Genomic DNA, 22,443 nt, shown 5'->3' with positions numbered 1-22,443 from the left:
TGTCAACCGATGCACGAAAAAAGATTCGCCCTTAGGCTGGGGTGCGCTTGACCGGCCGTTCACGATCGTATGATGCGGAGATGGTCATGGGTTCCGACGACGGTGTGAAGGCCGGCCGCTGGACGTTCCTGACCAACCATGCCCGCGTGCTGGTGGAGATCGCCCGTGACCCGGAGGTACGGCTGCGCGACGTGGCCGCCACCGCCGGGATCACCGAGCGTGCCGCTCAGGCCATCGTCTCCGACCTGGTGATCGCGGGCTACCTCACACGCACCCGGGTCGGCCGCCGCAACCGTTACACGATCAACGAAGACCAGGGCTTCCGCCATCCGGCGGAAGCCGATCACAGCCTCGACGAGTTCCTCGCCCTGTTCACCAAGCGCAACCGACGCCACCCGCACACCGACGCCGAGACGGTCACCGACGTGCCCGCCGCCCCCGCCGCACCGAGCCTCACGACGGATCTCGGGCCCGTGCCCGACCAGGAGGGCGCGGGGCATGAGGAAGGCGGCCGGGCGGGCGGGCAGCCGGTCACTCGGGGATCTCCCCCGGAAGCTCCCGGCTGAGCGCTCCGATCGGCGGGGACGGCTCGCGCGGCTCGCGGTCGCCGGCCCCGTCGCCGGGCTCGTCGCGCAGCCACACCGTGATCACGTCCCAGCGGTGCACCACGCTCCCCGGGGCGGGCCGCTGTGCGACCACCACTCCGTCGGTCAGCGGGGCCGGGCCGTCGGGCTCGGTGCCCTGGAGCAGGACGCCCGCGTCGTGCCCGGCGAGCCAGGCGTTCAGCGCCTGCATGCCGCGGAAATCGGGAACCACGATCTTGTCCAGCGGATCATCACCCGGATCCGATGGTAGGCACCGCGGCGGTTCCGCGTCATGAGACCGGCGGGGATACTTTTGCGTTCCCTCCGGCGGTACGTCCCCTGCGCTTGACCTGGCCCCGCCGTACGTCACGGCACCTGCATATTCCCGCAAACCGGCCGCCCCACCCCCGCGCTTGGCAGACTGAGAGCCATGAAGAGGAGATGGCTCCAGGTTTTCCTGTCCCTCGCCTCGCTCGGGCTGGCCGCGGCGCTGGTCGCCTACCTGCCGCAGATCGTCGAGACCTTCACCGGCACCCGCCTGACCTGGGCGCAGATCGGCGCGGAGTTCGCGGGCGTGTCGTGGCCGGCGATCGCGCTGATGACGCTCACCTGGCTGGCCAGCCTGGCCGGCATCGCCGGGGTGCTGTGCGCGTCGCTGCCCGGCCTGTCGCTGCTCCAGGGCGTGACGCTCAACGCGGCCGGGAGCGCGGTCAGCAACGTCCTGCCGTTCGGCGGGGCGCTGGGCATCGGCGTGACGTTCGCGATGACCAGGGGATGGGGCTTCCCGTCCGGCCCGGTGACCGTGTCGGTGCTGGTCAGCGGCATCTGGAACACGCTGTTCCGGTTCGCGTTGCCCGCCGTCGGCATCGTGGCGCTGCTGGTGTCCGGCAAGCGGCTGGACGCCGCGATCGTCAACGCCGGGTGGATCGGGGCCGCCGCCATCCTCGGCCTGGTGGCCGTCTCCGCCACCGCCCTGTACTCCGACCGGGCCGGACGGATCATCGGCCGCGCGCTCGACGGCCTGGCCCGGCTGACGCCGTGGCGGCACCGCCTCGGGCGCGGCGGGATCTCCGCGGCCGTCGAACGGCTCCGCGCGGGCACCGGCCGCCTGGTCCGGGGCCGCTGGCCGGCGCTGTCGCTGAGCATGATCGCCTTTCTCGTCCTCCAGTGGCTGATCCTCGTCGAGTGCCTGCACGCCACCGGCTCCTATCCGGGCCTCGCGGAGTCCATCGCGGTGTTCGCGCTCTCCCGGGTGCTCCAGACGGCCGTCATCACCCCCAGCGGCACCGGGATCATGGAGGCCGGGGTGGCCGCCGCGCTGCTGTTCTTCCAGATGCCGGCCGGCGGGGCCGCCGCCGCGGCGATCCTGTTCGGCTTTTGGACCTACACCATCGAGATTCCGTTCGGCGGGCTCGCGCTCGGCGGGTGGGCCCTGCTCCGCAGACGCGACGACCGCCGTGCCGCGCGGGCCGCGCAATCCGCCGAACCCCAGGCCGGGGGCCGTCCGACCTCGGCATTGTGAGGGGGCCGGGCCGCTCCGGTACGTTTGACCTGGTGCTACCCGCCCTTGGTGAGTGTTCGGTCACACTGTTTAACTCGTGACTTTCCTGCTTGCGCAAATAGTAAGGTTGATAGGGAGATGCCGGGACAGGGCGAGGGAGTGGAGCCCCATGGGACGAGGCCGAGCCAAGGCAAAGCAGAAGAAGGTCGCACGGCAGCTCAAGTACCGCACCCACAGCATGGACATCGACCGCCTGCGCGCGGAGCTGTCGGGCGCTGACGACGATGAGCGCGACGATGAGGCGACCCAGGAGAACGACGCCGCCGCCCGCTGACCGCGTCCGATCACGGACGCGTCCGATCAGGGGCGGCGTGGCCGTCCACGCGCGCGCTAGGCTCGACCTCGGCAGCACTGCCAGTCGGTAGCACCGTCAGCCAGAAGACCAGGGAAGCGAGCGCCGTGGCCGGTGGGGGCACCAGTATCTTCCAGCCGGAGATCATCTCTCCGGTGCGGAGGATCGGACACAGGGAGTTCGACTTCTCCCGCCAGGTCGCCGTCATGGCGATCATCAACCGCACCCCCAACTCGATGCACGACCGCGGGCGTACGTACGAGCTGGACCTCGCGGTCCAGGCCGCGCGCCGCGCCGTCGCCGACGGCGCGGACTGGGTCGACATCGGCGGCCTGGCCTTCCGCGCCGACCAGGACGACCTGAGCGTCGCGGCGGAGATCGACCGGGTCGCGCCGGTCATCGAGGTGGTGCGCGCCGCCTCCGACGTCGTGATCTCGGTGGACACCCACCGCGCCGAGGTGGCCCGCGCCGCGCTCGCCGCCGGGGCCGACGTGGTCAACGACACCAACGGCATCCGCGACGCGGCCATGGCCAAGGCCGTCGCCGAGGCGGGCGCGGCCGTGGTGATCACGCACAGCATCGGCGGCCCGCGCACGGAGGTCAGCCGCCCGACGTACACCGACGTGGTGAGCGAGGTGGCCCACTTCCTGCGCGAACGGGTACGACACGCGATCGACGCCGGGGTCGCCCCCGACCGGATCATCATCGACCCGGGCCACGACCTCAACAAGAACACCTACCACTCGCTGGAGCTGACCCGCCGGCTGAGCGAGATCGCCGCGATCGGCCACCCGACCCTGGCCGCCGTCTCCAACAAGGACTTCATCGGCGAGACCCTCGACGTCCCCCAGGACAGGCGGGTGGAGGGCACGATCGTGGCCAACGTGGTCTGCGTGCTCCAGGGCGCGCGCATCCTGCGGGTGCACGACGTGCCGCAGGCGGTCGCGGCGGTGCGGATGACCGAGGCCATCCTGGGCTGGCGCGCCCCCGTCTCACCCCGCCACAACCTCTAGCCGGTCAGGTCTTCAGTTCGGCGGCGCGGGCCTCCAGGTAGCGCCGTTCGGGCAGGCTCGTCGTACGCCGGGCCGCCTCCTGATACTCCGCCTGCGCCCCCGCCGCGTCGCCCGCCATCTCCAGCAGGTGTGCGCGTACCGCGGCCAGCCGGTGGTGGCCCGCCAGCCGCTCGTCGGAGTCGAGCCCCGCGAGCATGGCGAGCCCGGCCTCGGGACCGCGGACCATGGCCAGCGTCACCGCGTGGTTGAGGGTGACCATCGGATTGGGCGAGACGCGTTCCAGCAACTGGTACAGCGCCAGGATCTGCCCCCAGTCGGTCTCCTCGGCGCGCGGGGCCTCGTCGTGGACGGCCGCGATGGCCGCCTGGATCTGGTAGCTCCCGATCGGCGCCCAGGACAGCGTGTCGGTGATCAGCTCCACGCCCTCCTTGATCAGGGCGGTGTCCCACAGCCGCCGGTCCTGCTCGGCCAGCGGGACCAGTGAGCCGTCGGGCAGCGTACGCGCCGGCCGCCGGGCCTCGGTGAGCAGCATCAACGCGAGCAGCCCGGCCACCTCGCCCGCCTTCGGCAGCAGCCCGCGCACCGCGCGGGTGAGCCGGATCGCCTCCCCGGTCAGCTCCGCCCGGTGCAACTCCGGGCCGGAGGAGGCGGTGTAGCCCTCGTTGAAGATCAGGTAGAGGACGTGCAGCACCACGCGCAGCCGGTCGTCCAGCTCGCCCGGGGGCGGCATGCCGAACGGCACGCCCGCCGTCTTGACCCGCTGTTTGGCCCGGCTGATCCGCTGCGCCATGGTCGCCTCGGGCACCATGAACGCGCGGGCGATCTGCGCGGTGGTGAGCCCGCCCACGGCCCGCAGCGTCAGCGCCACCTGCGACGGCTCCGACAGCGCCGGGTGGCAGCACATGAACAGCAGCGTCAGGGTGTCGTCCCGGCCGGCCGCCGCGTCGTCCTCGCCCGGCGGCCGGGCGATCAGCTCGTCGGCCGGGACCTGCGTCGCGGCGGTGACCTCCCGCCGCCTGCGCGCCGACTCGCTGCGGATCTGGTCGGTGAGCCGCCGCGCCGCGACGGTGATCAGCCAGCCGCGCGCGTTGTCCGGCACACCCTCCTGCGGCCACTGGACGCTGGCCGCGAGCAGCGCCTCCTGGACGGCGTCCTCGCACGCGTCGAAGGCCCCGTGGCGGCGGATGAGCGTACCGAGCACCTGCGGCGCCAGCTCGCGCAGCAGGTCCTCGAAACCCATGTCCACGGACATGGCCACACGCTACCGGCAGCGGCGCGACAGGGGAGAATGGCGTGCGTGCGCTACGGCATCTTGGGGACGACACGGGCCTGGCGGGACGGCGGCGGCGAGGTGCCGCTGGGCGGCCCCGCCCGGCGTACCCTGCTGGCCCTGCTGCTGGCCGCGCCGGGCGAGACCGTCACGGTGGACCGCCTGCTCGACGCCCTGTACGACGCGGGCGTGGGCGGGGCGGCGCACGCGTTGCAGTCCCAGGTCTCCCGGCTGCGCCGGATCCTCGGTCCCGGCGCCTCGATCGAGCGGACCCCCACCGGCTACCGCCTCACCACCGACCCCGACGACGTGGACGCCGGGCGTTTCCGCAGGCTGGCCGCCGAGGGCCGCCGGGCGCTGCTGGACGGCGACCCCGGGCACGCCGCCGCACTGCTCCGCGCCGCCCTGGAGCTCTGGCGCGGCCCCGCCCTCGCCGACGCCGCCGACGCCGAGCCCGCCGCGGCCCAGCGCCTGGAGGAGCACCGGCTGGCCGCCCTGGAAGACCGCATCGAGGCCGACCTGCTGCTCGGCGCCTCCCGCGAGGTCACCGCCGAGTTACGCGAACTCACCGGCCGCCACCCCCTCCGGGAGCGCCTGCACGGCCTGCTCATGCGCGCCCTCGAAGCCGACGGGCGGCCCGCCGAGGCGCTGACCGCCTACGAGCGCGCCCGGCGCGTCCTCGCCGACGAGCTCGGTACCGACCCCTCCCCGGACCTCGCGGCCCTGCACCAGCGGCTGCTGCACGGCCATCGCCCTGTAGCCGTCGGGCCGCCTGCACCGCTCACCAGTTTCGTCGGCAGGGACGACGACCTCGCGGAGTTGCGCGCCCTGGCGGGCACGGCCCGGCTGATCACGCTGCACGGGCCGGGCGGTGTCGGCAAGACCCGCCTGTCCGCCGAACTGGCCGGCGCATTGCCGGATGAGGTGTGTTTCGTCCGCCTCACCCCGGTACGCGACGCCACCGAACTCCTGCACGCCATCACCGCCGCCTACGGCCTGCGCGAATCCCCCCTCTTCTCGCCGGGGACCCCACCGGCCACCGAGGCTCCGGTGGGGGCGGCCCGGCTCGTCGCCGCGCTGGCGGATCGCTCCTCGCTGCTCGTCCTCGACAACTGCGAACATGTCATCGAGGCCGCCGCCGCGCTGGCCGAGCACCTGCTGTCCGCGTGCCCCCGGCTGCGGATCATCACCACCAGCCGGGAACCTCTCGGCATTCCGGGCGAGCACCTGTGGCAGGTACGTCCGCTCGCCGACACCGCCGCCGTACGGCTGTTCGCCGACCGGGCCGCCGCCGTACGGCGGGGTTTCGCGCTCGACGACGCCGGCGAGCCCGTCGTACGCCGGATCTGCGCCGCACTGGACGGCCTGCCCCTGGCGATCGAGCTCGCCGCCGCCCGGATGCGCACCCACGACCTCGCCGCGCTCGCCGCCCGCCTGACCGCGCCCTCCCCGCTGCCGCCGTGGGCCAGCCGCACGGCGGAGGCCCGGCACCAGACGCTGCGCACGGTGGTGGCGTGGAGCTGGGACCTGCTGCCGGAGCGGGAGCAGGAGATCGCCAGGCGGTTCACCGTGTTCGCCGGGGGCGCGACCGCCGATTCGGTACACCGGGTGGCGGGCTCGGGGACGCCGGCCGAAACCGAGGCCATCCTGGAGTCGTTGGCGGACAAGTCGCTTTTGGAGGTGTCGGGCGGTCGGTTCCGGATGCTGGAGACGATCCGGGCATACGCCGCCGAACAACTGGAGGCCGCCGGCGAGGGGGAGGCGGTACGGCAGGCGCACGCCCTGCACATGCTGGACGTGGCCCGTGCCGCCGACTCGATGATGCGGCGGGCCGAACAGCTCGACTGGCTGCGTACGCTCGCCGCCGAGCACGAGAACCTGCGCGCCGCCCTCCGCTGGGCGGTCACGGCGGCCGACGCGGTCACCGCGGCCGACGCGGTCACGGCGGCTGACGCGGTCACGGCGGCTGACGCGGTCAGGGCGGCCGACGCGGCCGAAGTGGCGTTCGATCTGCTCGCCGCCATGTCCACATATCTATGGATACGCGGCCTACGTTCGTCCGTACTCCCCGAAGCGACCGCCCTCCTCGACCGGACCTCACCCGCCGCCGCGTCCAAGTCGGGCCGCCCGTACGCGCTCTGCGTCCTGATCGCCGGGCCGCGCGCCGAAGCACGTACCGCCGAAGACCACCGCGCGGCTGCCGAACGCGTCCTCATCAACGCCGAGGGCCCCCCACACCCGGCCGCGCTCTTCCTGTGGCTGCTCACCTACGCCGCCGACATGGAACCACGCCCCGCCCTCGCCCTGATCGACGCCATCCGCCACAGCACCGACCCCTGGGCCCGCGCGGGCGGCGAGCTGATCTGGGGCTACTCGGAGTACGGCAGCGGCCACTACGCGGACGCCGAACGCCTGCTCACCTCCGCAGTCACCGCATTCCGCACCGTAGGCGACAGATGGGGCACCTCCCTCGCCCTCGACGCCCTCGCCGGCCTCTGCGCCAACCTGGGCCACCTCCCGCGCGCCATCGAGCTCACCGACCAGGCCCTCCTCCTCACCCGCGAACTGGGCGCCACCGACGACATCGCCGACCTCCTCTGCAACCGAGCCGACCACTCCATAGCCGTGGAAGGGGTCGCCGCCGCGCGTGCCGACTACGAACAGGCCGCGGCCCTCGCCCGCCAGGCCGGCAGCGCCACCTACCTCGCCGCCGCTCTGCGCGGACTCGGTGACATCGCGCTGCTCGAAGGCCGCCCCGACGAGGCCGAACGCCACTACACCGACGCCCTCGCCCGCTTCGACCCGCACGCCATGCGAAGCGTCGGCAACCACACGCGTACCCTCGTGGGCCTCGGCCGGATCGCCCACCTGCGCGGCGACCTGCCCGCCGCCCGCGAGTTCCATCGGCGGGCCGCCGAGACGGCGGTGAGCATGGGCGCGTTCCCGGAGACGGCCCGCCCCCTCGAAGCCCTCGCCGGGGTCGCGTTCGCCGAGGGCGACGCGACCGCCGCCGCCGTACTGCTCGGCGCCGCCGTCACCCTGCGCGCCGCGCCCACCGAGCCGCCCGCCATCACCGAACACGTACGGCAGGCGCTGGGCGACCAGCCGTACGAGCACGCGTATGCCCACGGCCTGGCCATGAGCCGCGCCCGGGCCCTCCTGCAAGCAGGCGTATCCGAGCAGGTCATCGCGGCCTCCCCGCTCTACACATTGTTCGGCGAGTCCCTGTGAGCGGTTGGTGAGCATGTGGTGCGTATGTGGTGAGCACGCGGTGAGCGGCCCGGCGCATCCTCATCCACATGACACCGATCACCAACCGCAACGTCCTGATCTCCGGCGCCTCCGTGGCCGGCCCCGCGCTCGCGTACTGGCTGCACCGGTACGGCTTCACCCCGACCATCGTCGAACGCGCCCCCGCCCTGCGCGAGGGCGGCCACGCCGTCGACTTCCGCGGCAAGGCCCACATGACCGTCCTGCGCCGCATGGGCATCCTCGACGCCGTCGAGGCCGCGCGCACCGGCATGGGCCCGACCTGGTACGTCAACAGCGCCGGCAAACGCCTCGCGAGCCTGCCCGCCGACCTGTTCGCCGGCGACGTCGAGATCCTGCGCGGCGACCTCGCCCGGATCCTGTACGACGCGACATCGCAACACACCGAGTACATCTTCGGTGACTCCATCACCGCCATGCGCGAGGACGCCGACGGCGTCCACGTCACCTTCGAACACGCCCCGCCCCGCCGCTTCGACCTGGTCATCGGCGCGGACGGCATCCACTCCAAGGTCCGCTCCCTGGCCTTCGGCCCGGAGTCCCGGTACTTCAAGCACCTGGGCCTGCACTGCGCGATCTTCACCACGCCCAACCACCTGAAACTCCAGTACACCGCCCTCGCCTACAGCACCCCGGGCAAACTCGTCTCCATCTACAGCTCCCGCCACAACACCGAGGCCAAAGCCGTCCTCTGGTTCGCCTCCCCCTCCGCCGACTACCACCGCCACGACATCGCCCGCCAGAAGCAGATCCTCGCCGACACCTTCCGCGGCAACGGCTGGGAGAGCGACCCCCTCCTCGTGGCCATGTGGGATTCCCCGGACTTCTACTTCGACGCCATCGGCCAGGTCCACATGGACACCTGGACCACCGGCCGCACCGCCCTCCTCGGCGACGCCGCCTACTCCCCGTCCCCCCTGTCCGGCATGGGCAGCGGCCTCGCCCTCGTAGGCGCCTACGTCCTAGCCGGCGAACTCGCCACCGCCCGCGGCGACCACCGCACCGCCTTCCGCGCCTACGAGCAGGAGATGCGCGAATACGCCGAAAAGTGCATGAAGATGGGCCAGGGCGTCAGCAAGTTCATGGTCCCCCAAAGCCGCACCATGGCCTGGTTCCTGCGGCAGAACTACAAGCTCATGCCCTACCTCCCCGGCAAGTCCCTCATGGCCAAGGGCGCCAGAAAAACCGCCGAGTCCATCCCCCTCAAGCCCTACACCCCCTAGCCCCCGGCCCCCCAGCGAGCCCAAACCCCCCCAACCCGTCCACTGTCCCGATCTATGGCCGGTGGTGCGGTAAGTTATCCTCACAGAGGAACCCTGTCGCCCACGACGGTTCCTCTCTGTAGTCTTCACAGGGGGCGTTAGCTCAATGGTAGAGCTGCAGACTTTTAATCTGTAGGTTCAGGGTTCGAGCCCCTGGCGCCCCACCACTCCCACCCCATCTGACCAGCGCTTCCTCCCCAGAGGGCGGCTTGCGGTCAGCAGTTGATCTCCCGTGGTCGCTCGCCGGTTGCTCGCGGGCACGGACCGGGCACATGAATGATCGTTTAAGCGCCGGTATCTGAGGCGGCGGTGGCCGAGTGCCGAGCCCTTCGGGCGATATGCCTGCGTGGGGTCTTCGGTCGTTTGCTGATCAAGCGCATTTCCGGCCCGTCTCGCTCAGATGTCGGCTGTGGTGTCGTCCCCCGCGACCTTCAGCCGCCGTGGCCGCGCTGTACGGCCCTGCCGTTCCAACCGGCCTGTGCGGGCGGCGGGGATCGGTTGCATGGGCGGGGCTGGGGTGGTGATGAGGGCTGCGGTTTGCTCGGCGGCTGCGGCTGCGACGTCGGGGTAGACGCTGGTGTAGGTGTCGCGGGTGAAGGTCGAGGAGACGTGGCCGAGGGTCTCTTGGACGATCTTCAGTTCGACTCCGGCGGCGAGCATCATGGATGCGGCTCCGTGGCGCAGATCGTGAAGGCGGATCGGTGGCAGTCCCGCCTCGTAGGCGAGCCAATAGAACTGGTCGGTGAGGTGTTGGGGGTGCAGCGGGCGTCCGAGTTCGTCGGTGAAGGCGAACCCGCTATCGGCCCAGTCCTGGCCTGCGGCGAGTTGTTCTTCGGCCTGCTGCTTGTGGTGGTGGCGGAGGGCGGCCATGGTCTGGGTGTCCACGGCGACGGTGCGGTCGCTGGCGTCGGTTTTCGGTTTGCCTTGGATGGGTTGCCAGCCGAGTTGGGTGATCTGCCAGTTGATCCCGATCGTCTTGGCCGACTCGTTGACCTCGCGCCAGCGCAGGCCGGCGGCTTCTCCTCGGCGGAGTCCGCGTAGGGCGATCAGCCGGTACAGGGCGTACAGCCGGTGGCGGCGGGCGTGGGTGAGGAAGACCGCGGTTTGCTGCGGGGTCCAGACCATGACGGGGGAGGGCCGATCTCCAGCGAGGTAGACGCCGATCACATCGACGCCGCCCATCGGCCGCTGGTGCCGGGCGGCGGCCAGTCGCCGGGTGTGGTCGGCTTGCCAGCAGGCGACCCGTTCGGCGGTCCACACGGCGGGTTTCGGGCGGGTCACGGCAGGGAGTTCGACCACGGCGGCGGGGTTGAAGTCCAGCAGGCGGTCTTGTTTGATCGCGATGTTGAGGGCGTGGCGCAGGGTGGCGCGGATGCGGTGCATGGAGGAGGGACCGACGGGGCGGCGGTATCGCACTTTCGCTTGTTGTTCGGGGTCGCCGCTGGCGCGGGCTTGGGTGATGGTGTCGTTGAATTCTTCGATGGCGTCGAACATGCCTGCGATGTCGGAGACGCGGAGCCGGTCCAGGCGGATGTGGCCGAGGTAGGGGGTGAGGTAGAGGCGGATGTCGGTGGCGTAGCCGCGGCGGGTGGTGGCATCGATGCGGCGCTTACGGGCGAGGAATTCCTCCAGCCATTCGGCGATGGTGAGGTGCCGGTTGAGGTCTTGGCGGGTGCGGACTTTGCGGCGTATCTCTTCGATGGGTGGCAGGTGCCGGGTGTCTTTGAGGGTGGTGAGGATGAGTTCGGTGATCTGCCGCCGCACGTGCGGGTCGTCATCGAGGGCGAGTAGTCCGCGGGCGTGGTCGAGTTCGGCTTCGGCGTCCTCCAGGGTGGGAAAGCCGCTGCGGCGGAGTGGGTTGCGGCGTCGGCCGTCGGCGTGGGCGGGGAGTTCGAGCTGGTAGGCCCAGCGCCCGTGGGTGCTGCTCCAGCGCTGGCCGCCCCCGCCTGTTCGGCGGAGTTTGGGGCAGGTTTTGCCGAGTCTGCGGCCGGTCGTCTCGTCGCGGCAGGAGCAGGTTTTGTAGGTGGATCCGTTGGCCACCGTGGTGTCATCCTTTCCGGTCCTTGCGGCACTGGTGGGTGTCGCGGTATCCCAGCAGCGCGCGCACCCCGCGTACCGGCACCGCGTACCGGCTGCCGATCCGCAGGACCGGGCAGGGGAACCGGCCGGTTTTGGCCAGCCGGTATGCCTTGGTGCGGCCCATTCCGAGCAGTTTTCCGGCGGCGACCACGCTGATCACGGCGGGATACTCCGCCTCCGCCATGTGATGCCGGTCTTCGCCATCGGGGGCGTCCGGCTCGCTGCCGGTTGGTCGTGCGGTCATGGGTCACCTCCATGGGGAAGGTCCGGGCGTCGGCGGCGGGATGATGTGCGTTGCGCTGGCCCGGCCCGTTTCCAGCCGGCACCGGCTGTTGCCCGCTGTGGGTGCACAGGCGGGTTCGGTGGTGGCGGGTGGGCCGTGGCGAGCGGTATCGACGCCCACCTTGGTACGCCCCGTCAAGCGAAATCCGCTGGTCCATCGGCTGACGTCGCTGTTTCCGGTGCTGAGCGGCGTTGCGCCGGATGGCCGTAGGTGGTATCCGCCGGGTGTCGTGCCGGAGGGGGGTCGTCTGATGGTTTGCGGAACACGAGGAGATCTTCGTGTGCGATGGCGTGGATCGGGCGGCCATCGGCCCATCCCCGGCGCGCTTCGTGGAGCTGGAAGAACGAGGCGCGGTTGAGCAGCGTGCCGTCGCCGAGGCCGCACAGCAGGCAGACGATCCGGTCGGCGAACTCCAGTCCCGCCCGGCGGCCGAGGGTGATGATCTGCCCGGGGAGGTCGATGAGTTCGCCGTGGTGGCGGTAGGGGCGGGCGGTGACCGCGACCACGCCGCCGGGGCGCAGGCTCCGGAAACTGCCCGCGAGGATGCGGGAGAAGCCGTCCAGCAGTCCCGGGAGCCGCTGGTACGCCAGGTTGGCCCGGTCGGCCCGGTCGGTGTAGTGGTGGTTCCATTTGCGGACCCCGGGCTGTCCGCTGTCACGGCTGGAACGGACATGACCATGAGTGGCCAGACCATAGGGAGGAGAGGTCAGCATCAAGCCCGCCTTGCCGTGCAGGTCGGGTAGGAGCCCCGCGATGTGCCGGGCGTCTCCGGTGACGACCCGGCCGAAGCCGCCCGCGCCGTTGCGCCGGGCATGGGCGAGGTTGGCGACAGCGAGGTGGGCCCAGCGCTCCTCTAGCTCCACTCCGGCGGCGTGCCGATCCTGATGGACGGCCTCGACCAGTGTGGTGCCAATGCCGCACATCGGGTCGATGACGAGATCGCCTGGGCGGGTGTAGGTGGCGATGACCTGGGCGGCGATCGCGGGGAGCATCTTGGCGGGATGCTTCATCGAGGCGGGCAGGTAGCGGCCGTGCCTCTGAATCCGGGAGGGCTGCTGTCCGGTCGCCCAGACCGACATGGTCACCTCGATCACGATGGCTCCTCCCTGGCGTCGGCGGTTGGGGAAGCGGTGGCTTGTGGTGATCTCCGGGGCTTGTGGAAGATCAGGGCATCGGTGTGCAGCCGGACGCTGATCGGCAGCCCGGCACACCCTGCCGTAGCCGGGTCTGGTGCGGGTACCCGCCAGGCGGGGGGTGGTTCGAGGCGACCGCCGCGGACGGGGACGTGAAGGGCGATGATGTGCTGGAGGTAGGTCAGTTCTGCTTGCCGGGCGTTGTGGATGATGTCCGGGGCGGGGTCATGGACGTGCCCGCCTGCGCGATGCAGGCCGGTGATGAGGACCAGATGACCTCCCGGCTTCACCAGCGCCGCTAGGTGAGATAGCTCCGGCTGCTCGCTTTGGCGGCAATGACGTTTGGCGATGACGAGATCGGCGGTGCCGAGCAGATCGGTGAGCGTCCGGTGGGTGGTGTCTGTCGGGGTGAGGCGCAGGTCGGCGACCTCCAGGTCGTGGCGGGGATGCAAGCGCTGCAACGCCTGCCAGGAGTGGTGTGCCCGGGCGGGGTCGGTGAAGGTGGCCACGGCGCGGCAGCCGGTGGTCAAGGCGCTGGAGATGACGGCATGGTCGGCTGCGTCGATGTCGATGACCAGGCCGCCGAGCCGTGTGCAGGTGGTGATCAGGTGCCGGGCGAGGAATCCGCTGATCGGCCGGCAGCAGCCATTGCGGCATGCAGGTTCGGGTTCGGTTTCGGTGGCGGCGAGCCAGACGCTCAACGGCAGATGACGCTGTACGCCGATGTCCGGTTTGCTTGGCTGAGGAGCGCGGGTGTGGTGGTGGGGTGGGTTCAATGATGGTGTGGCCCGATCACACGAGCCGCCTGGTCCCTGTCACCATCGGAAATACCTGCCGCGAGATGCGAGATGGGACAACCGGGCAGAACGGCGGCCGTGTGGAACCGTGGTGATCGCTCTTCCCGGCCGGGCCGGATGCGCTGCTCGTTGTTCATGCAGGTCAGGGCGCTGCCGTACCGATTTCGGGCATCCTTCGTACAGGGCCGGCGGCAGCCGTCGTTTTCGAGATCGGCGAACGGCCGCCCTTGCGCTGTCTGTGGTTCTACTCTGAGAAGCGGCACCTCTTCGGTTGGATCAAGGGTCGATCTCGGGAGGCGATCGCGGTGGCCGGGCATGACGAGCTCGCCGAGCGCCGGTTTGGCAAGAAGGTCGATCGCCTCAAGGCTTTGATGGAAGCGTCGCTGCGGCCGGCCTACCGTGGCTACTACGGCCAGTTGGTGCTGACTGATCGACAAGTCGGCGAGATCGGCGACATGGCCGAGGTACGCCGGGCGGCCCGGGCGGCGGGCCGAGCCCTCGGCTGGAAGACCGTCACCCATATCGCGCCCGACGGGCGGGTGATCATTGTGGATGATCGAGATCCGCCTGCGGATGTTCAGGCACTGGCTCAGCGGCTCGCCGCCGAAGCGGTGGCCAATTACCTAAATCAGTACAGGTGACTGTCGGCTACGAGCCGTCGCCGAATCGCTCCTACTTCCTCAAAGGAGCGTTCTCCGCCAATTGCGGAATCCGGAGCAAGCACGACCGAGGCCACGCGGGCATCGTCTTTGAGGAAAGTTTGACCTCACCCCTCATGGTGGTCCTCATCGTTGCAGATGAGAGCCATTTACGGGCAGTCGCCGAACGTCGGGGGCCACTTGGCGGTGAAGACGCGACCGGGCACCCTCCTCAATGAGGTTTCACCATCCCAGAAGGCGCTTGGGACCTTTGAGTTAAGCCTGCCGAAAACATTACCCACAGCAATGTCTGTCCGGAAAGTGCCCGGTTCCTGCACATGACGTATGGCGGCATGAGCAACGTCCGAATCCACGCTTCATTCGGGAGTTGTCATGTCCCAGCCCACATCGCACGCCCCTCGTGCCGCCTCATCCTTTCCATACGCTCGCGGGCCACTGGATGCAGCCGAAGACGCGTTCCGTCTGCTGATGCAGGGGCCGCAGCCGCTCGGCATCGACGGCGCCCAGCTCGGAGCCGGCCTTCCGGCCAGAGACATCGCGCTGGGGGAGCTGCGGGCGATCCTGCTTCACCCCTCCTGCGGGCGGGTGACCCGTGATGAGGTGTGGCGGCATCTGATCGGCCAGGCCCGGGTACGGCGGGGCGCGTGGATGGTGGCCGCTGTGGCGCTGGCCATGCCGATGCTGCGCCGCCTCGCCATATCGATCTGCCGGTCGGCGGATGCGGAGCGGGACGATGTCGAGGCCGAGGTGCTGACCGGCTTCATGGACGCGCTGGCCAAGGTCAATCTGCAATGGACTCACCCATTGCTGCGGCTGTCTCGTCTGACCCGCCGGTCCGTGGCGCGAAGCGGCGTACTGCAGCGGCCGTGCCTGCTCAACGACGCAGAGACGGCCGAAGGGCGCACGCTCGCCTATCCGTCGGGACACGCCGAGCTGCTTCTCGCGAAAGCGGTCGCACAAGGAATCATCACTGCCGAAGCGGCGGAGATCATCGCGGTCACCCGGCTGGAGAACGTTCCGCTCAGCGACTACTGCCGTCGCCGTGGTTTGCTGTACTGCACCGTTCTCAAGCGACGTCAGCGTGCCGAGGCGCGACTGCGTCAGGCGATCGTCGATGGTGACCTGACCGGCGGCGATCTGTAGCAGGCGGTCGATGGCGAGCACGCGCGATAGCTGCTCGCCGGTCAGCGGGAAGCAAATTCGGCACCGGCCGATGTCCGAGATCGGCTGGACGGCCAAGTCTTTTCCCAGGTGAAGAGGTAGCGCGGAGGCCCGGCCTTGGCTGGGGCCGCACACGGTCACCGGTCCCTGTCGCCACCGGCCCGTACGCTTCGCCGCTCGAAGGAGGACGCCCACCCGGCCCCAGCCGGTCTCGCCTCCGCGCTGCCTCTCCAAGTACTCATCGCCCAGGTGCTCGCCGTGCCCGCTTCGGCTCGCGGCACGCCCCGCATGCTCAGGGAAGGTGGTCAGTGATAGCCCGCTCCCGTAGAAGTCGGCGCACGGCCCATCTCATCGCCGCTGCGTCGATCGGCCTCGGTTTCGTCCTCGTGATCAGTATCGCCCACGTCGCGAGGGCGAGTCCATACATCGTTGCCGAGGGTCTGGCCGCCCCGTCCTCGCTGAGCCAGGTGATCGACAACCTGCGCAATGTCATCGTCGGTCTGCTGGTCGGTCTGGCGACCTTGTTCCTCACCGTGGGCGGGGTTCGCTACATCCTGGCGGGAGGCGACCCCGGTGAGGTCGAAGCGGCGAAGAAGACCCTTCGTTATGCCGCGCTCGGTTACGGCGTGGCCGTTCTTGCGCCGCTTCTGGTGAGCGTCCTCAAGGGGATCGTGGGGGCGTAGCCGTGACCGCCACCCGGTGTCAGACGGCCGCCGTGGTGCGCCGTGCGGCGTGGATTCTTCTGGCCGTTGTGATGGTGCTGGGCTTGGGCGGTACCGCGGCCTCGGCTTCTCCGGCTCCCACGCCCAGCCCCGTGGTCAGCCCCCTGCCAGATCCCCAAGGGAATGTGCTCGCGCCTGCGGCCCCGGATGGGTGCGGGTGGACGGACTTCGGGTGCAAGGTCAAGGAGGCGATGAACGGCTGGTTCACCCGGCTGGTCGTCGAGACGATCAATCCGGCGTTCGTCATGGTGGGCCAGGTACTGCTGTCCTCGCCTCCGCCGTCGATGCTCGCCCGGGTGCGGGAGCTGTCCGATCACGTCCGGCTGATAGCCAATGCTCTGCTGGGGTTGTTCGTGCTGGCGGGCGGCGTGATCGTGATGTCCTACGGCAGCGTGCAGACCTCCACCACGGTCCAGGAGATCGCGCCGCGCCTGGTGGTCGCCGCCATCGCCGTCAACTTCTCGCTCACCGTCTGCGAGTACGCGGTCCAACTGGCCAACGACCTGGTGACAGCGTTGCTCGGCCAAGGCGTGGACGGCCGGCGGGCGGGAGATCTGCTCGCGGGCAAGGTCGCGGGCCTCATCACCGACACCGAGAGCACGTTGCTGTTCTTGGTGCTGATGGTCGGCGTGGCGGTACTGCTGGGGATCGTGCTGGCCTTCATCGCGTTCGTCCGGATCACGCTGCTGCTGTTCCTGATCATCGCGGCCCCGCTCGCGCTGCTGTGCCACGCACTCCCGCAGACCGAGGGCATCGCCCGGTTGTGGTGGCGCGGCTTCACCGGGGTCCTGGCGATCCAGGTGTTGCAGGCGCTGGCGCTGATCCTCGCCTTCAAGGTGTACCTGACCCAGGCCACCGACGTCTTCACCCCGCCCCCGCCAGACGCCGGTACCGCCGAGACCCTGCTGGCCCAGCCGATCGCCAGCCAGGCCATCGACGCGCTGATCCTGATCGGCATTCTCTTCGTCCTGATCAAAATCCCCGGCTGGGTGGCGCGCACTATCTGGCAGCAGGCCCAGCCCAATCTCCTCAAACGCCTGATCAAGGCCGTGATCGTCTACAAGGCGCTGGGAGCGATCAGCGGGGCCCGTAGAGCGGCCAGAAGAAGAACCCGGCCCGGCCCTGGCAAACGCCAAAGGAGAGCAGCAGGGCCACGGTCTGGCGGTGCCGCACGCCAAGGCCCACGACCGGCTTCAGCAAAGCGGCCGCCCACCTCCACAGGAGCACACCAAGTGAAGCCACCCACCCGCTCGGGCGGCCCGCCCCGGCAAGGCGCTGCGCCGCAGCAACTCCAACTGCCGCTCGACCTCCCTCCAGCAGCCCGACGACCCACGCCGTCGGCACAGGCACGACAAGGCCGTCAGACGGCGTTGCCGTTCCCCGTCACCCGGGTCCCCCGCCCACCGGCCCCGCCCACGCCACCGCCATCGACCGGGCCGTGGATCCGGCCCCGCCCGCCCTACGTGCAAGACCGGCTGCCCGGCATGCCAACAAGACCGCCCCGCCCCGGCCAGCTCCGGCTCCGCCTCGACCCACCGCCCCGCCGCACCCCGAGGAAGCACGACCAATGAGCGATCAAGAGCATTTGACCGCTCGAATCCCGGCGGACATCGACCGCCCCGACAAGATCGCCTATGGCCTCACCTTCCGGCAGATCCTCATCATCACCGCAACCGGAGCGGTCGCCGCCAGCGTCTACTACCTGTTCCACCACCTGCTGCCCATCGTGGTCCTGGCAGCCGTACTGCTACCCGTCCTGGCCGTGGGGCTCGCCGTCGCCCTCGGCCGCCGAGACGGACTCACCCTGGACCGCTTCGCCATGGCCGCTCTGCTGTTCACCCACTCCTCAAAGCGGCTAGTAGCCGCACCGGAAGGCGTCAGCCCGCCGCCGAGCTGGTGCCGCCTGCGCGGCAGACTGCCCACTCCCTTGAGCCTGCCGGTACGCGCCATCCGCACCGACGGCGCCTTGGAGCTGGCCGAGGGCGGCGTCGCCGTACTGGTCGAAACCTCCACACTGTCCTTTCACCTGCGCACCACCACGGAACAGGCCGGACTGGTCGCCGCGTTCGGCCGCTGGCTCAACAGCTTGGAAGCGCCGATACAAATCCTCATCCGCACCCGCCCCATCGACCTCAGCGGCCTGATCGACACCGTCGAGGAGAAGGCCGCGGACCTGCCGCATCCAGCGCTGTCCCACGCCGCCGACCAGCACGCGGCCTTCCTCAGCAGGCTCAACGCCTCCCCGGATCTGCTCGCCCGCCAAGTCCTCATCGTCCTTCGCGACCATCAGGCCCCCGGCAGGCGCGCGGTGCGGCGCGACGCCTCGGCGGCGGTCCTCCTGCGCCGCGCAACCGAGATCGCGCGAAACCTGGCCGCTTTCGGCGTCACCGCCGGCGTACTCGATGCCCAGGCCGCCTACCAGGTGCTCTCAGAGTGCCTGGACCCAGGGGGATGGCATCCCGCCGCCGTGGCGCTGCCCCACGAGCCCGTCACCACCAGGGAGAACCCATGAAAGGCCGGGCCCACGAGCCGAGCACGCTACCGGCGGCCGGAGCCGTGGAGGTCGGAGCGCGCACCCTCACCTTCCCCCACGGCCACACCTCCTCCTTCGCCGTGGTCGGCTACCCACGCGATGTCGGCGCAGGCTGGCTGGAACCGCTGCTCACCTACCCCGCCCGCCTGGATGTGTCCCTGCACATCGAGCCGATCCCACCGGCCGTGGCCGCGATGCGGCTGCGCCGCCAGCTCGCCCGGCTCGAATCGGCCAGCCGCTCCGACGCCGAACACGGCCGCCTGCAAGACTTCGGCGCCGAGGCCGCCGCCGATGACGCCACCGAGCTGGCCGCCGGACTCGCCCAGGGACACGGCCGCCTGTTCAAGGCCGGCCTCTACCTCACCGTCCACGCCGCCACCGACGAGGAGCTGACGGCCGAGGTCGAACGCGTCGAAGCGCTTGCCGCCTCCCTGCTCCTGGACGCTCAGCCGACCACCTTCCGCGCCCTGCAAGGCTGGATCACCAGCCTGCCGCTGGCCACCGACGCCATCCGGCTTCGCCGAAGCTTCGACACCACCGCGCTGGCCGCCGCCTTCCCCTTCACCTCACCGGACCTGGCCACACCGGTCGGCGACACCGCCGTCCTCTACGGCGTGAGCGCCTCCGGTTCCGGCGTCGTGCTGTGGGACCGCTTCGCCCAGGACAACCACAACTCCGTCATCCTGGCCCGCTCCGGCGCCGGCAAGAGCTTCTTTACCAAGCTGGAGACGCTGCGCCTGCTGTACCAGGGCGTCGAGATCGCCGTCATCGACCCCGAAGACGAGTACGCCCGCCTGGCCCGCGCCGTCGGCGGCACCTACCTCCGCCTCGGCGCGTCCGGCGTGCGGTGGAACCCGCTCGACCTGCCCACCGGCCACGGCCCGGCCGATGACGTACTCGCTCGCCGGGCGCTCTTCCTGCAGACCCTCATCGCCACCATGCTCGGCACATCCATCACACCCCAGGACCGCGCCGTACTGGACGCAGCCATCCTCGCCACCTACGCAGCCGCCGGGATCAGCACCGACCCGGCGACCTGGACACGTCCCGCCCCGCTGCTCGCCGACCTGGTCACCGCACTGCACGCCCAGCCGGGCGGCGAGGAACTGGCCCGCCAGCTCGCCCCGTACGTGTCCGGCTCCTACCGGCACCTGTTCGACGGACCCACGACCACCAGCCCGGCCGGACACCTGATCGTCTTCTCCCTGCGAGACCTGCCGGAGGAGATCAAGCCGGTCGGCACACTGCTGGCCCTGGACGCCGTCTGGCGACGGGTGGCCAACCCCCGCGACCGCCGCAAGCGCCTGGTCGTGGTCGATGAAGCGTGGCTTCTCATGCGCGAGCCCGAAGGCGCCCGCTTCCTCTTCCGGATGGCCAAAGCGGCCAGGAAACATTGGGCCGGGCTCGCCGTCGTCACCCAGGACGCCGCCGACCTGCTGGCCAGCGAACTCGGGCAGGCCATCGTGGCCAACGCCGCCAGCCAGATCCTCCTGCGCCAAGCGCCACAAGCCATCAAAGCGGTAGGCGACGCCTTCGACCTGTCCGAAGGCGAACGGCAGTTCCTGCTCACCGCCGAACGCGGCGAGGCCCTCCTGATCGCCGGCCCCGCCAGCCGTACCGCCTTCTACGCCACCGCATCCCCCGAAGAAACCGAACTGATCACCAGCGACCCCGCCGAACTGGCCCACCTCGAACCCGCCCAGCAGGACGAGGAGGCAGATCCGCTGTGACCCCCTGCCTCCTGTGCGATCTCACCGATCGCGAGGTCGAAGCAGTACTCGACGCCCTGAGCGACCTCCCCTCCCGGCTACCAGAACTGCTCGCCCAATACGGCTGGCACATCGGCGCGACCGTGACCTGCGTTCTGTCCGTGCTGGCCCTCCTACGGCACGGCCTGGCACTCGTGCGACACAGCAGGCTCGAACCCGGCTCACGCCTCATCGAGATCGCCCCGCCACCGCAGACCGACCCGAGCGGGGCCCTGGTCCTGTGGAGCCACCTCCTGGGACTCCTGCGCCCGGCCTGGAAACGGCTGCTCACTGGTCAGCCGCATCTGGTCTGGGAGTACCTCGCCGATGAGTCAGGTGTCCGCATCCAGCTCTGGGTGCCCGGCACCGTCCCGCCCGGCACCGTGGAGAAGGCCGTCCAGGCGGCCTGGCCCGGTACGACGATCACCACCCACCCAGCGACCGCCCCGCTGGACACCAAAGCACGCACGTCAAGCGGACGGCTCCTGCTCGGCCGCCCCGAGCACTTCCCGCTCAAGACCGACCACCCCAACGACCCGGTGCGTTCGATGCTCGCCGCCATGACCGGCCTGCGCCCCGGCGAGCACGCCCTGGTGCAGATCCTCGCCCGGCCCACCACCGGCAGACGACTACGCCGTGCGCACCGAGCCGCAGCCGCCCTGCGCGGAGCGAGAACCGCCGGCCTCCTCGGACAGGCCCTGGACGAGCTCGCCCCCATGTCCGGCCACACTCATGCCGGGCAACTGGCCCGCATGTTCCCCGAACGCGCCGACCAGGTCCGCGCCATCCTCACCAAGGCCGCCCAGCCCCGCTACGAAGTCGCCGTCCGATACACGGTCACCGGCGAGGCGGTGCCCCGGTTGCGCGGCCGGGCGCACACCCTGGCCGGCGTCTTCGCCTTGTACACCTCCGGCCACCAGTACCTGCGCCGCGCCCGGCTCTTCCTCAGCAGGCCGGGCTCGCGGCGGCTCGGCTCCGGATATCTGCTCTCGGTCGGCGAACTGGGCGCGCTCGCCCACCTGCCCTAGGACATCGATGCCCCGGGCGTCACCCGCGCCGGGGCGCGCCCTGTCGCCCCGTCACCGGCCGTACCGAGCGGCCGGGCCGACCAGCGCGTCCGCGTGTTGGGCGACGCCGACAGCGGCCACAGACGGCCCGTGGCCATGCCCGTCCCGGACGGCCGCCATCACGTCCACGTACTCGGCTGCACCGGCGTCGGCAAATCCACCCTGCTGGCCAACATGGTCCTCGCCGACGCCGAGGCGGGCCGAGGTGCGTTGGTGATCGACCCGAAGGGCGACCTGATCACCGACGTACTGGCCCGGCTGCCCAGCCGCGCGATCGGCTCAACCGTCGTCTTCGACCCGCAAGACGCCGCCCCGCCACCCGTCATCAACGTCCTCGCCGGACCGAACCCCGCCTTCGCCGTCGATTCCATCGTCACCATCTTCCACCGCTGCTTTTCCACAGCCTGGGGACCACGCGTGGACGACCTCCTGCGGTCAACGTGCCTGACCCTCACCAAAGTCCTCGGGCCACGCGCCACCCTGGCCGACGTACCGAAGCTGCTCACCGACTCTGCCTACCGCACGCGGATCACCGCCCGGCTGAGCGACGAACTCCTGGCCGGCTTCTGGGACTCCTACCAAGCCCTCACCCCAGCCGGCCAGGCCACCGTGATCGGCCCGGTCATGAACAAGCTCCGCGCCGTCCTGCTGCGGCCCTTCATCCGGCACGCCCTCACCAGCCCAACCACCACCGTCCCCATCGGCGAACTCCTCGACGAGGGCGGTCTCATCCTCGCCCGCCTGCCCAAAGGCATCCTCGGCGATGACGCCGCCCGGCTGTTCGGCTCGATCCTGCTCGCCCACACCTGGCATGCCACCACCCGCCGAGCGGTGTTCGCCGCATCCGCCCGCCCCGACGCAGCCCTCTATATCGATGAGTGTGTGCGCCACGAGGCGCTGCAAGACCGGGTCGGGGTGAAAGACCCCGACCTGCGGCCAGTCGCAGCTGGCTGCTGAAGCTGAGGACAGCCCGAACCGGGAGACGCCGGGGAGGGCGGGAGCAGTCCTG

Annotated in this window: 20 protein-coding genes and 1 tRNA gene; 15 read left to right on the top strand and 6 right to left on the bottom strand. The window is 70.5% G+C overall.

The genetic code is table 11. From position 1 onward, the window contains the following. Positions 1–80: 80 nt before the first annotated feature. A complete protein-coding gene (locus ACH34R_RS17475) occupies positions 81–566 on the top strand; it encodes a helix-turn-helix transcriptional regulator (RefSeq protein WP_397562484.1) in 486 nt (161 codons plus the stop codon). Here ACH34R_RS17475 and ACH34R_RS17470 read toward each other — a convergent pair. Then, the gene (locus ACH34R_RS17470) at positions 532–816 is read right to left on the bottom strand and encodes a PASTA domain-containing protein (protein ID WP_397562483.1); all 285 of its coding nucleotides are present in this window, start codon (positions 814–816) and stop codon (positions 532–534) included. The genes ACH34R_RS17475 and ACH34R_RS17470 overlap by 35 nt on opposite strands. Positions 817–1,014: 198 nt before the next feature. Between ACH34R_RS17470 and ACH34R_RS17465 the strand changes: the two genes are divergently transcribed. The 3 genes from ACH34R_RS17465 (at position 1,015) to folP (ending at position 3,450) form a co-directional block, all read left to right on the top strand. Beyond that, positions 1,015–2,106, top strand: coding sequence for a lysylphosphatidylglycerol synthase domain-containing protein (locus tag ACH34R_RS17465; protein ID WP_397562482.1), 1,092 nt, complete (start codon positions 1,015–1,017; stop codon positions 2,104–2,106). Positions 2,107–2,254: 148 nt separating this feature from the next. Further along, the gene (locus ACH34R_RS17460; RefSeq protein WP_111168536.1) at positions 2,255–2,419 is read left to right on the top strand and encodes a DUF3073 family protein; all 165 of its coding nucleotides are present in this window, start codon (positions 2,255–2,257) and stop codon (positions 2,417–2,419) included. A 173-nt stretch (positions 2,420–2,592) separates the two neighbouring features. Continuing rightward, entirely contained in the window at positions 2,593–3,450 is an 858-nt protein-coding gene (gene folP / locus ACH34R_RS17455) for a dihydropteroate synthase (RefSeq protein WP_397562481.1), read from the top strand. A gap of 4 nt (positions 3,451–3,454) precedes the next feature. On the opposite strand, the gene ACH34R_RS17450 is transcribed toward folP, so the two are convergent. After that, positions 3,455–4,702 (bottom strand): RNA polymerase sigma factor, encoded by a 1,248-nt coding sequence (locus ACH34R_RS17450; RefSeq protein ID WP_397562480.1) that lies wholly within the window; start codon positions 4,700–4,702, stop codon positions 3,455–3,457. A gap of 45 nt (positions 4,703–4,747) precedes the next feature. Between ACH34R_RS17450 and ACH34R_RS17445 the strand changes: the two genes are divergently transcribed. From ACH34R_RS17445 to ACH34R_RS17435, 3 genes are all read left to right on the top strand, one after another. Then, positions 4,748–7,951, top strand: coding sequence for a BTAD domain-containing putative transcriptional regulator (locus ACH34R_RS17445; protein ID WP_397562479.1), 3,204 nt, complete (start codon positions 4,748–4,750; stop codon positions 7,949–7,951). A gap of 68 nt (positions 7,952–8,019) precedes the next feature. Then, positions 8,020–9,213 carry an FAD-dependent monooxygenase gene (locus ACH34R_RS17440; RefSeq protein ID WP_397562478.1) on the top strand — a complete coding sequence of 398 codons (1,194 nt, stop codon included), beginning with the start codon at positions 8,020–8,022 and terminating at the stop codon, positions 9,211–9,213. Between the two features lie 131 nt (positions 9,214–9,344). Continuing rightward, positions 9,345–9,419, top strand: a tRNA-Lys gene (locus tag ACH34R_RS17435). 229 nt (positions 9,420–9,648) lie between these two features. Here ACH34R_RS17435 and xerC read toward each other — a convergent pair. The 4 genes from xerC to ACH34R_RS17415 form a co-directional block, all read right to left on the bottom strand. Further along, a complete protein-coding gene (xerC, locus tag ACH34R_RS17430; protein ID WP_397562477.1) occupies positions 9,649–11,292 on the bottom strand; it encodes a tyrosine recombinase XerC in 1,644 nt (547 codons plus the stop codon). A 7-nt stretch (positions 11,293–11,299) separates the two neighbouring features. Further along, positions 11,300–11,575 carry a helix-turn-helix transcriptional regulator gene (locus ACH34R_RS17425; RefSeq protein WP_397562476.1) on the bottom strand — a complete coding sequence of 92 codons (276 nt, stop codon included), beginning with the start codon at positions 11,573–11,575 and terminating at the stop codon, positions 11,300–11,302. A 173-nt stretch (positions 11,576–11,748) separates the two neighbouring features. Continuing rightward, positions 11,749–12,708 (bottom strand): TRM11 family SAM-dependent methyltransferase, encoded by a 960-nt coding sequence (locus ACH34R_RS17420; RefSeq protein WP_397562475.1) that lies wholly within the window; start codon positions 12,706–12,708, stop codon positions 11,749–11,751. After that, positions 12,705–13,448: a hypothetical protein gene (locus ACH34R_RS17415; protein WP_397562474.1), complete on the bottom strand. Its 744-nt coding sequence runs from the start codon at positions 13,446–13,448 to the stop codon at positions 12,705–12,707. Before ACH34R_RS17415 ends, ACH34R_RS17420 begins: the two co-directional genes overlap by 4 nt. Before the next feature lie 401 nt (positions 13,449–13,849). On the opposite strand from ACH34R_RS17415, the gene ACH34R_RS17410 reads away from it, so the two are divergent. From ACH34R_RS17410 to ACH34R_RS17375, 8 genes are all read left to right on the top strand, one after another. Then, positions 13,850–14,185: a hypothetical protein gene (locus tag ACH34R_RS17410; RefSeq protein WP_397562473.1), complete on the top strand. Its 336-nt coding sequence runs from the start codon at positions 13,850–13,852 to the stop codon at positions 14,183–14,185. Positions 14,186–14,671: 486 nt separating this feature from the next. Continuing rightward, on the top strand, positions 14,672–15,346 hold the full coding sequence (locus tag ACH34R_RS17405) for a hypothetical protein (protein WP_397562472.1): 675 nt from the start codon (positions 14,672–14,674) through the stop codon (positions 15,344–15,346). A gap of 326 nt (positions 15,347–15,672) precedes the next feature. Beyond that, positions 15,673–16,047, top strand: a complete 375-nt coding sequence (locus tag ACH34R_RS17400) for a pilin (RefSeq protein WP_397562471.1) — start codon at positions 15,673–15,675, stop codon at positions 16,045–16,047. A gap of 230 nt (positions 16,048–16,277) precedes the next feature. Then, positions 16,278–17,657 carry a hypothetical protein gene (locus tag ACH34R_RS17395; protein ID WP_397562470.1) on the top strand — a complete coding sequence of 460 codons (1,380 nt, stop codon included), beginning with the start codon at positions 16,278–16,280 and terminating at the stop codon, positions 17,655–17,657. Next, positions 17,654–18,598, top strand: a complete 945-nt coding sequence (locus ACH34R_RS17390; RefSeq protein WP_397562469.1) for a PrgI family protein — start codon at positions 17,654–17,656, stop codon at positions 18,596–18,598. The genes ACH34R_RS17395 and ACH34R_RS17390 overlap by 4 nt, the downstream gene beginning before the upstream one ends. Next, complete coding sequence (locus tag ACH34R_RS17385; protein WP_397562468.1) at positions 18,595–20,349, top strand: VirB4 family type IV secretion system protein; 1,755 nt, start codon at positions 18,595–18,597, stop codon at positions 20,347–20,349. The genes ACH34R_RS17390 and ACH34R_RS17385 overlap by 4 nt, the downstream gene beginning before the upstream one ends. Next, positions 20,346–21,395 carry a hypothetical protein gene (locus tag ACH34R_RS17380; RefSeq protein ID WP_397562467.1) on the top strand — a complete coding sequence of 350 codons (1,050 nt, stop codon included), beginning with the start codon at positions 20,346–20,348 and terminating at the stop codon, positions 21,393–21,395. Before ACH34R_RS17385 ends, ACH34R_RS17380 begins: the two co-directional genes overlap by 4 nt. Before the next feature lie 129 nt (positions 21,396–21,524). Then, on the top strand, positions 21,525–22,391 hold the full coding sequence (locus ACH34R_RS17375) for a type IV secretory system conjugative DNA transfer family protein (RefSeq protein ID WP_397562466.1): 867 nt from the start codon (positions 21,525–21,527) through the stop codon (positions 22,389–22,391). Positions 22,392–22,443: the final 52 nt, after the last annotated feature.

This window comes from Spongiactinospora sp. 9N601, assembly GCF_044326295.1.
Classification (GTDB): domain Bacteria; phylum Actinomycetota; class Actinomycetes; order Streptosporangiales; family Streptosporangiaceae; genus Spongiactinospora; species Spongiactinospora gelatinilytica.
Note: the sequence above shows the minus strand (reverse complement) of the source record. Positions and strands in the feature narration are given on the sequence as shown.

Bases quoted from the DNA above. Each gene is read 5' to 3' on its own strand.
- ACH34R_RS17440 (WP_397562478.1), top strand. From the start codon at position 8,020: ATGACACCGATCACCAACCGCAACGTCCTGATCTCCGGCGCCTCCGTG.
- ACH34R_RS17390 (WP_397562469.1), top strand. From the start codon at position 17,654: ATGAGCGATCAAGAGCATTTGACCGCTCGAATCCCGGCGGACATCGAC.
- ACH34R_RS17465 (WP_397562482.1), top strand. From the start codon at position 1,015: ATGAAGAGGAGATGGCTCCAGGTTTTCCTGTCCCTCGCCTCGCTCGGG.
- ACH34R_RS17425 (WP_397562476.1), bottom strand. From the start codon at position 11,575: ATGACCGCACGACCAACCGGCAGCGAGCCGGACGCCCCCGATGGCGAA.
- ACH34R_RS17475 (WP_397562484.1), top strand. From the start codon at position 81: ATGGTCATGGGTTCCGACGACGGTGTGAAGGCCGGCCGCTGGACGTTC.
- ACH34R_RS17460 (WP_111168536.1), top strand. From the start codon at position 2,255: ATGGGACGAGGCCGAGCCAAGGCAAAGCAGAAGAAGGTCGCACGGCAG.
- ACH34R_RS17395 (WP_397562470.1), top strand. From the start codon at position 16,278: ATGAACGGCTGGTTCACCCGGCTGGTCGTCGAGACGATCAATCCGGCG.
- ACH34R_RS17450 (WP_397562480.1), bottom strand. From the start codon at position 4,702: ATGTCCGTGGACATGGGTTTCGAGGACCTGCTGCGCGAGCTGGCGCCG.
- ACH34R_RS17385 (WP_397562468.1), top strand. From the start codon at position 18,595: ATGAAAGGCCGGGCCCACGAGCCGAGCACGCTACCGGCGGCCGGAGCC.
- ACH34R_RS17405 (WP_397562472.1), top strand. From the start codon at position 14,672: ATGCAGGGGCCGCAGCCGCTCGGCATCGACGGCGCCCAGCTCGGAGCC.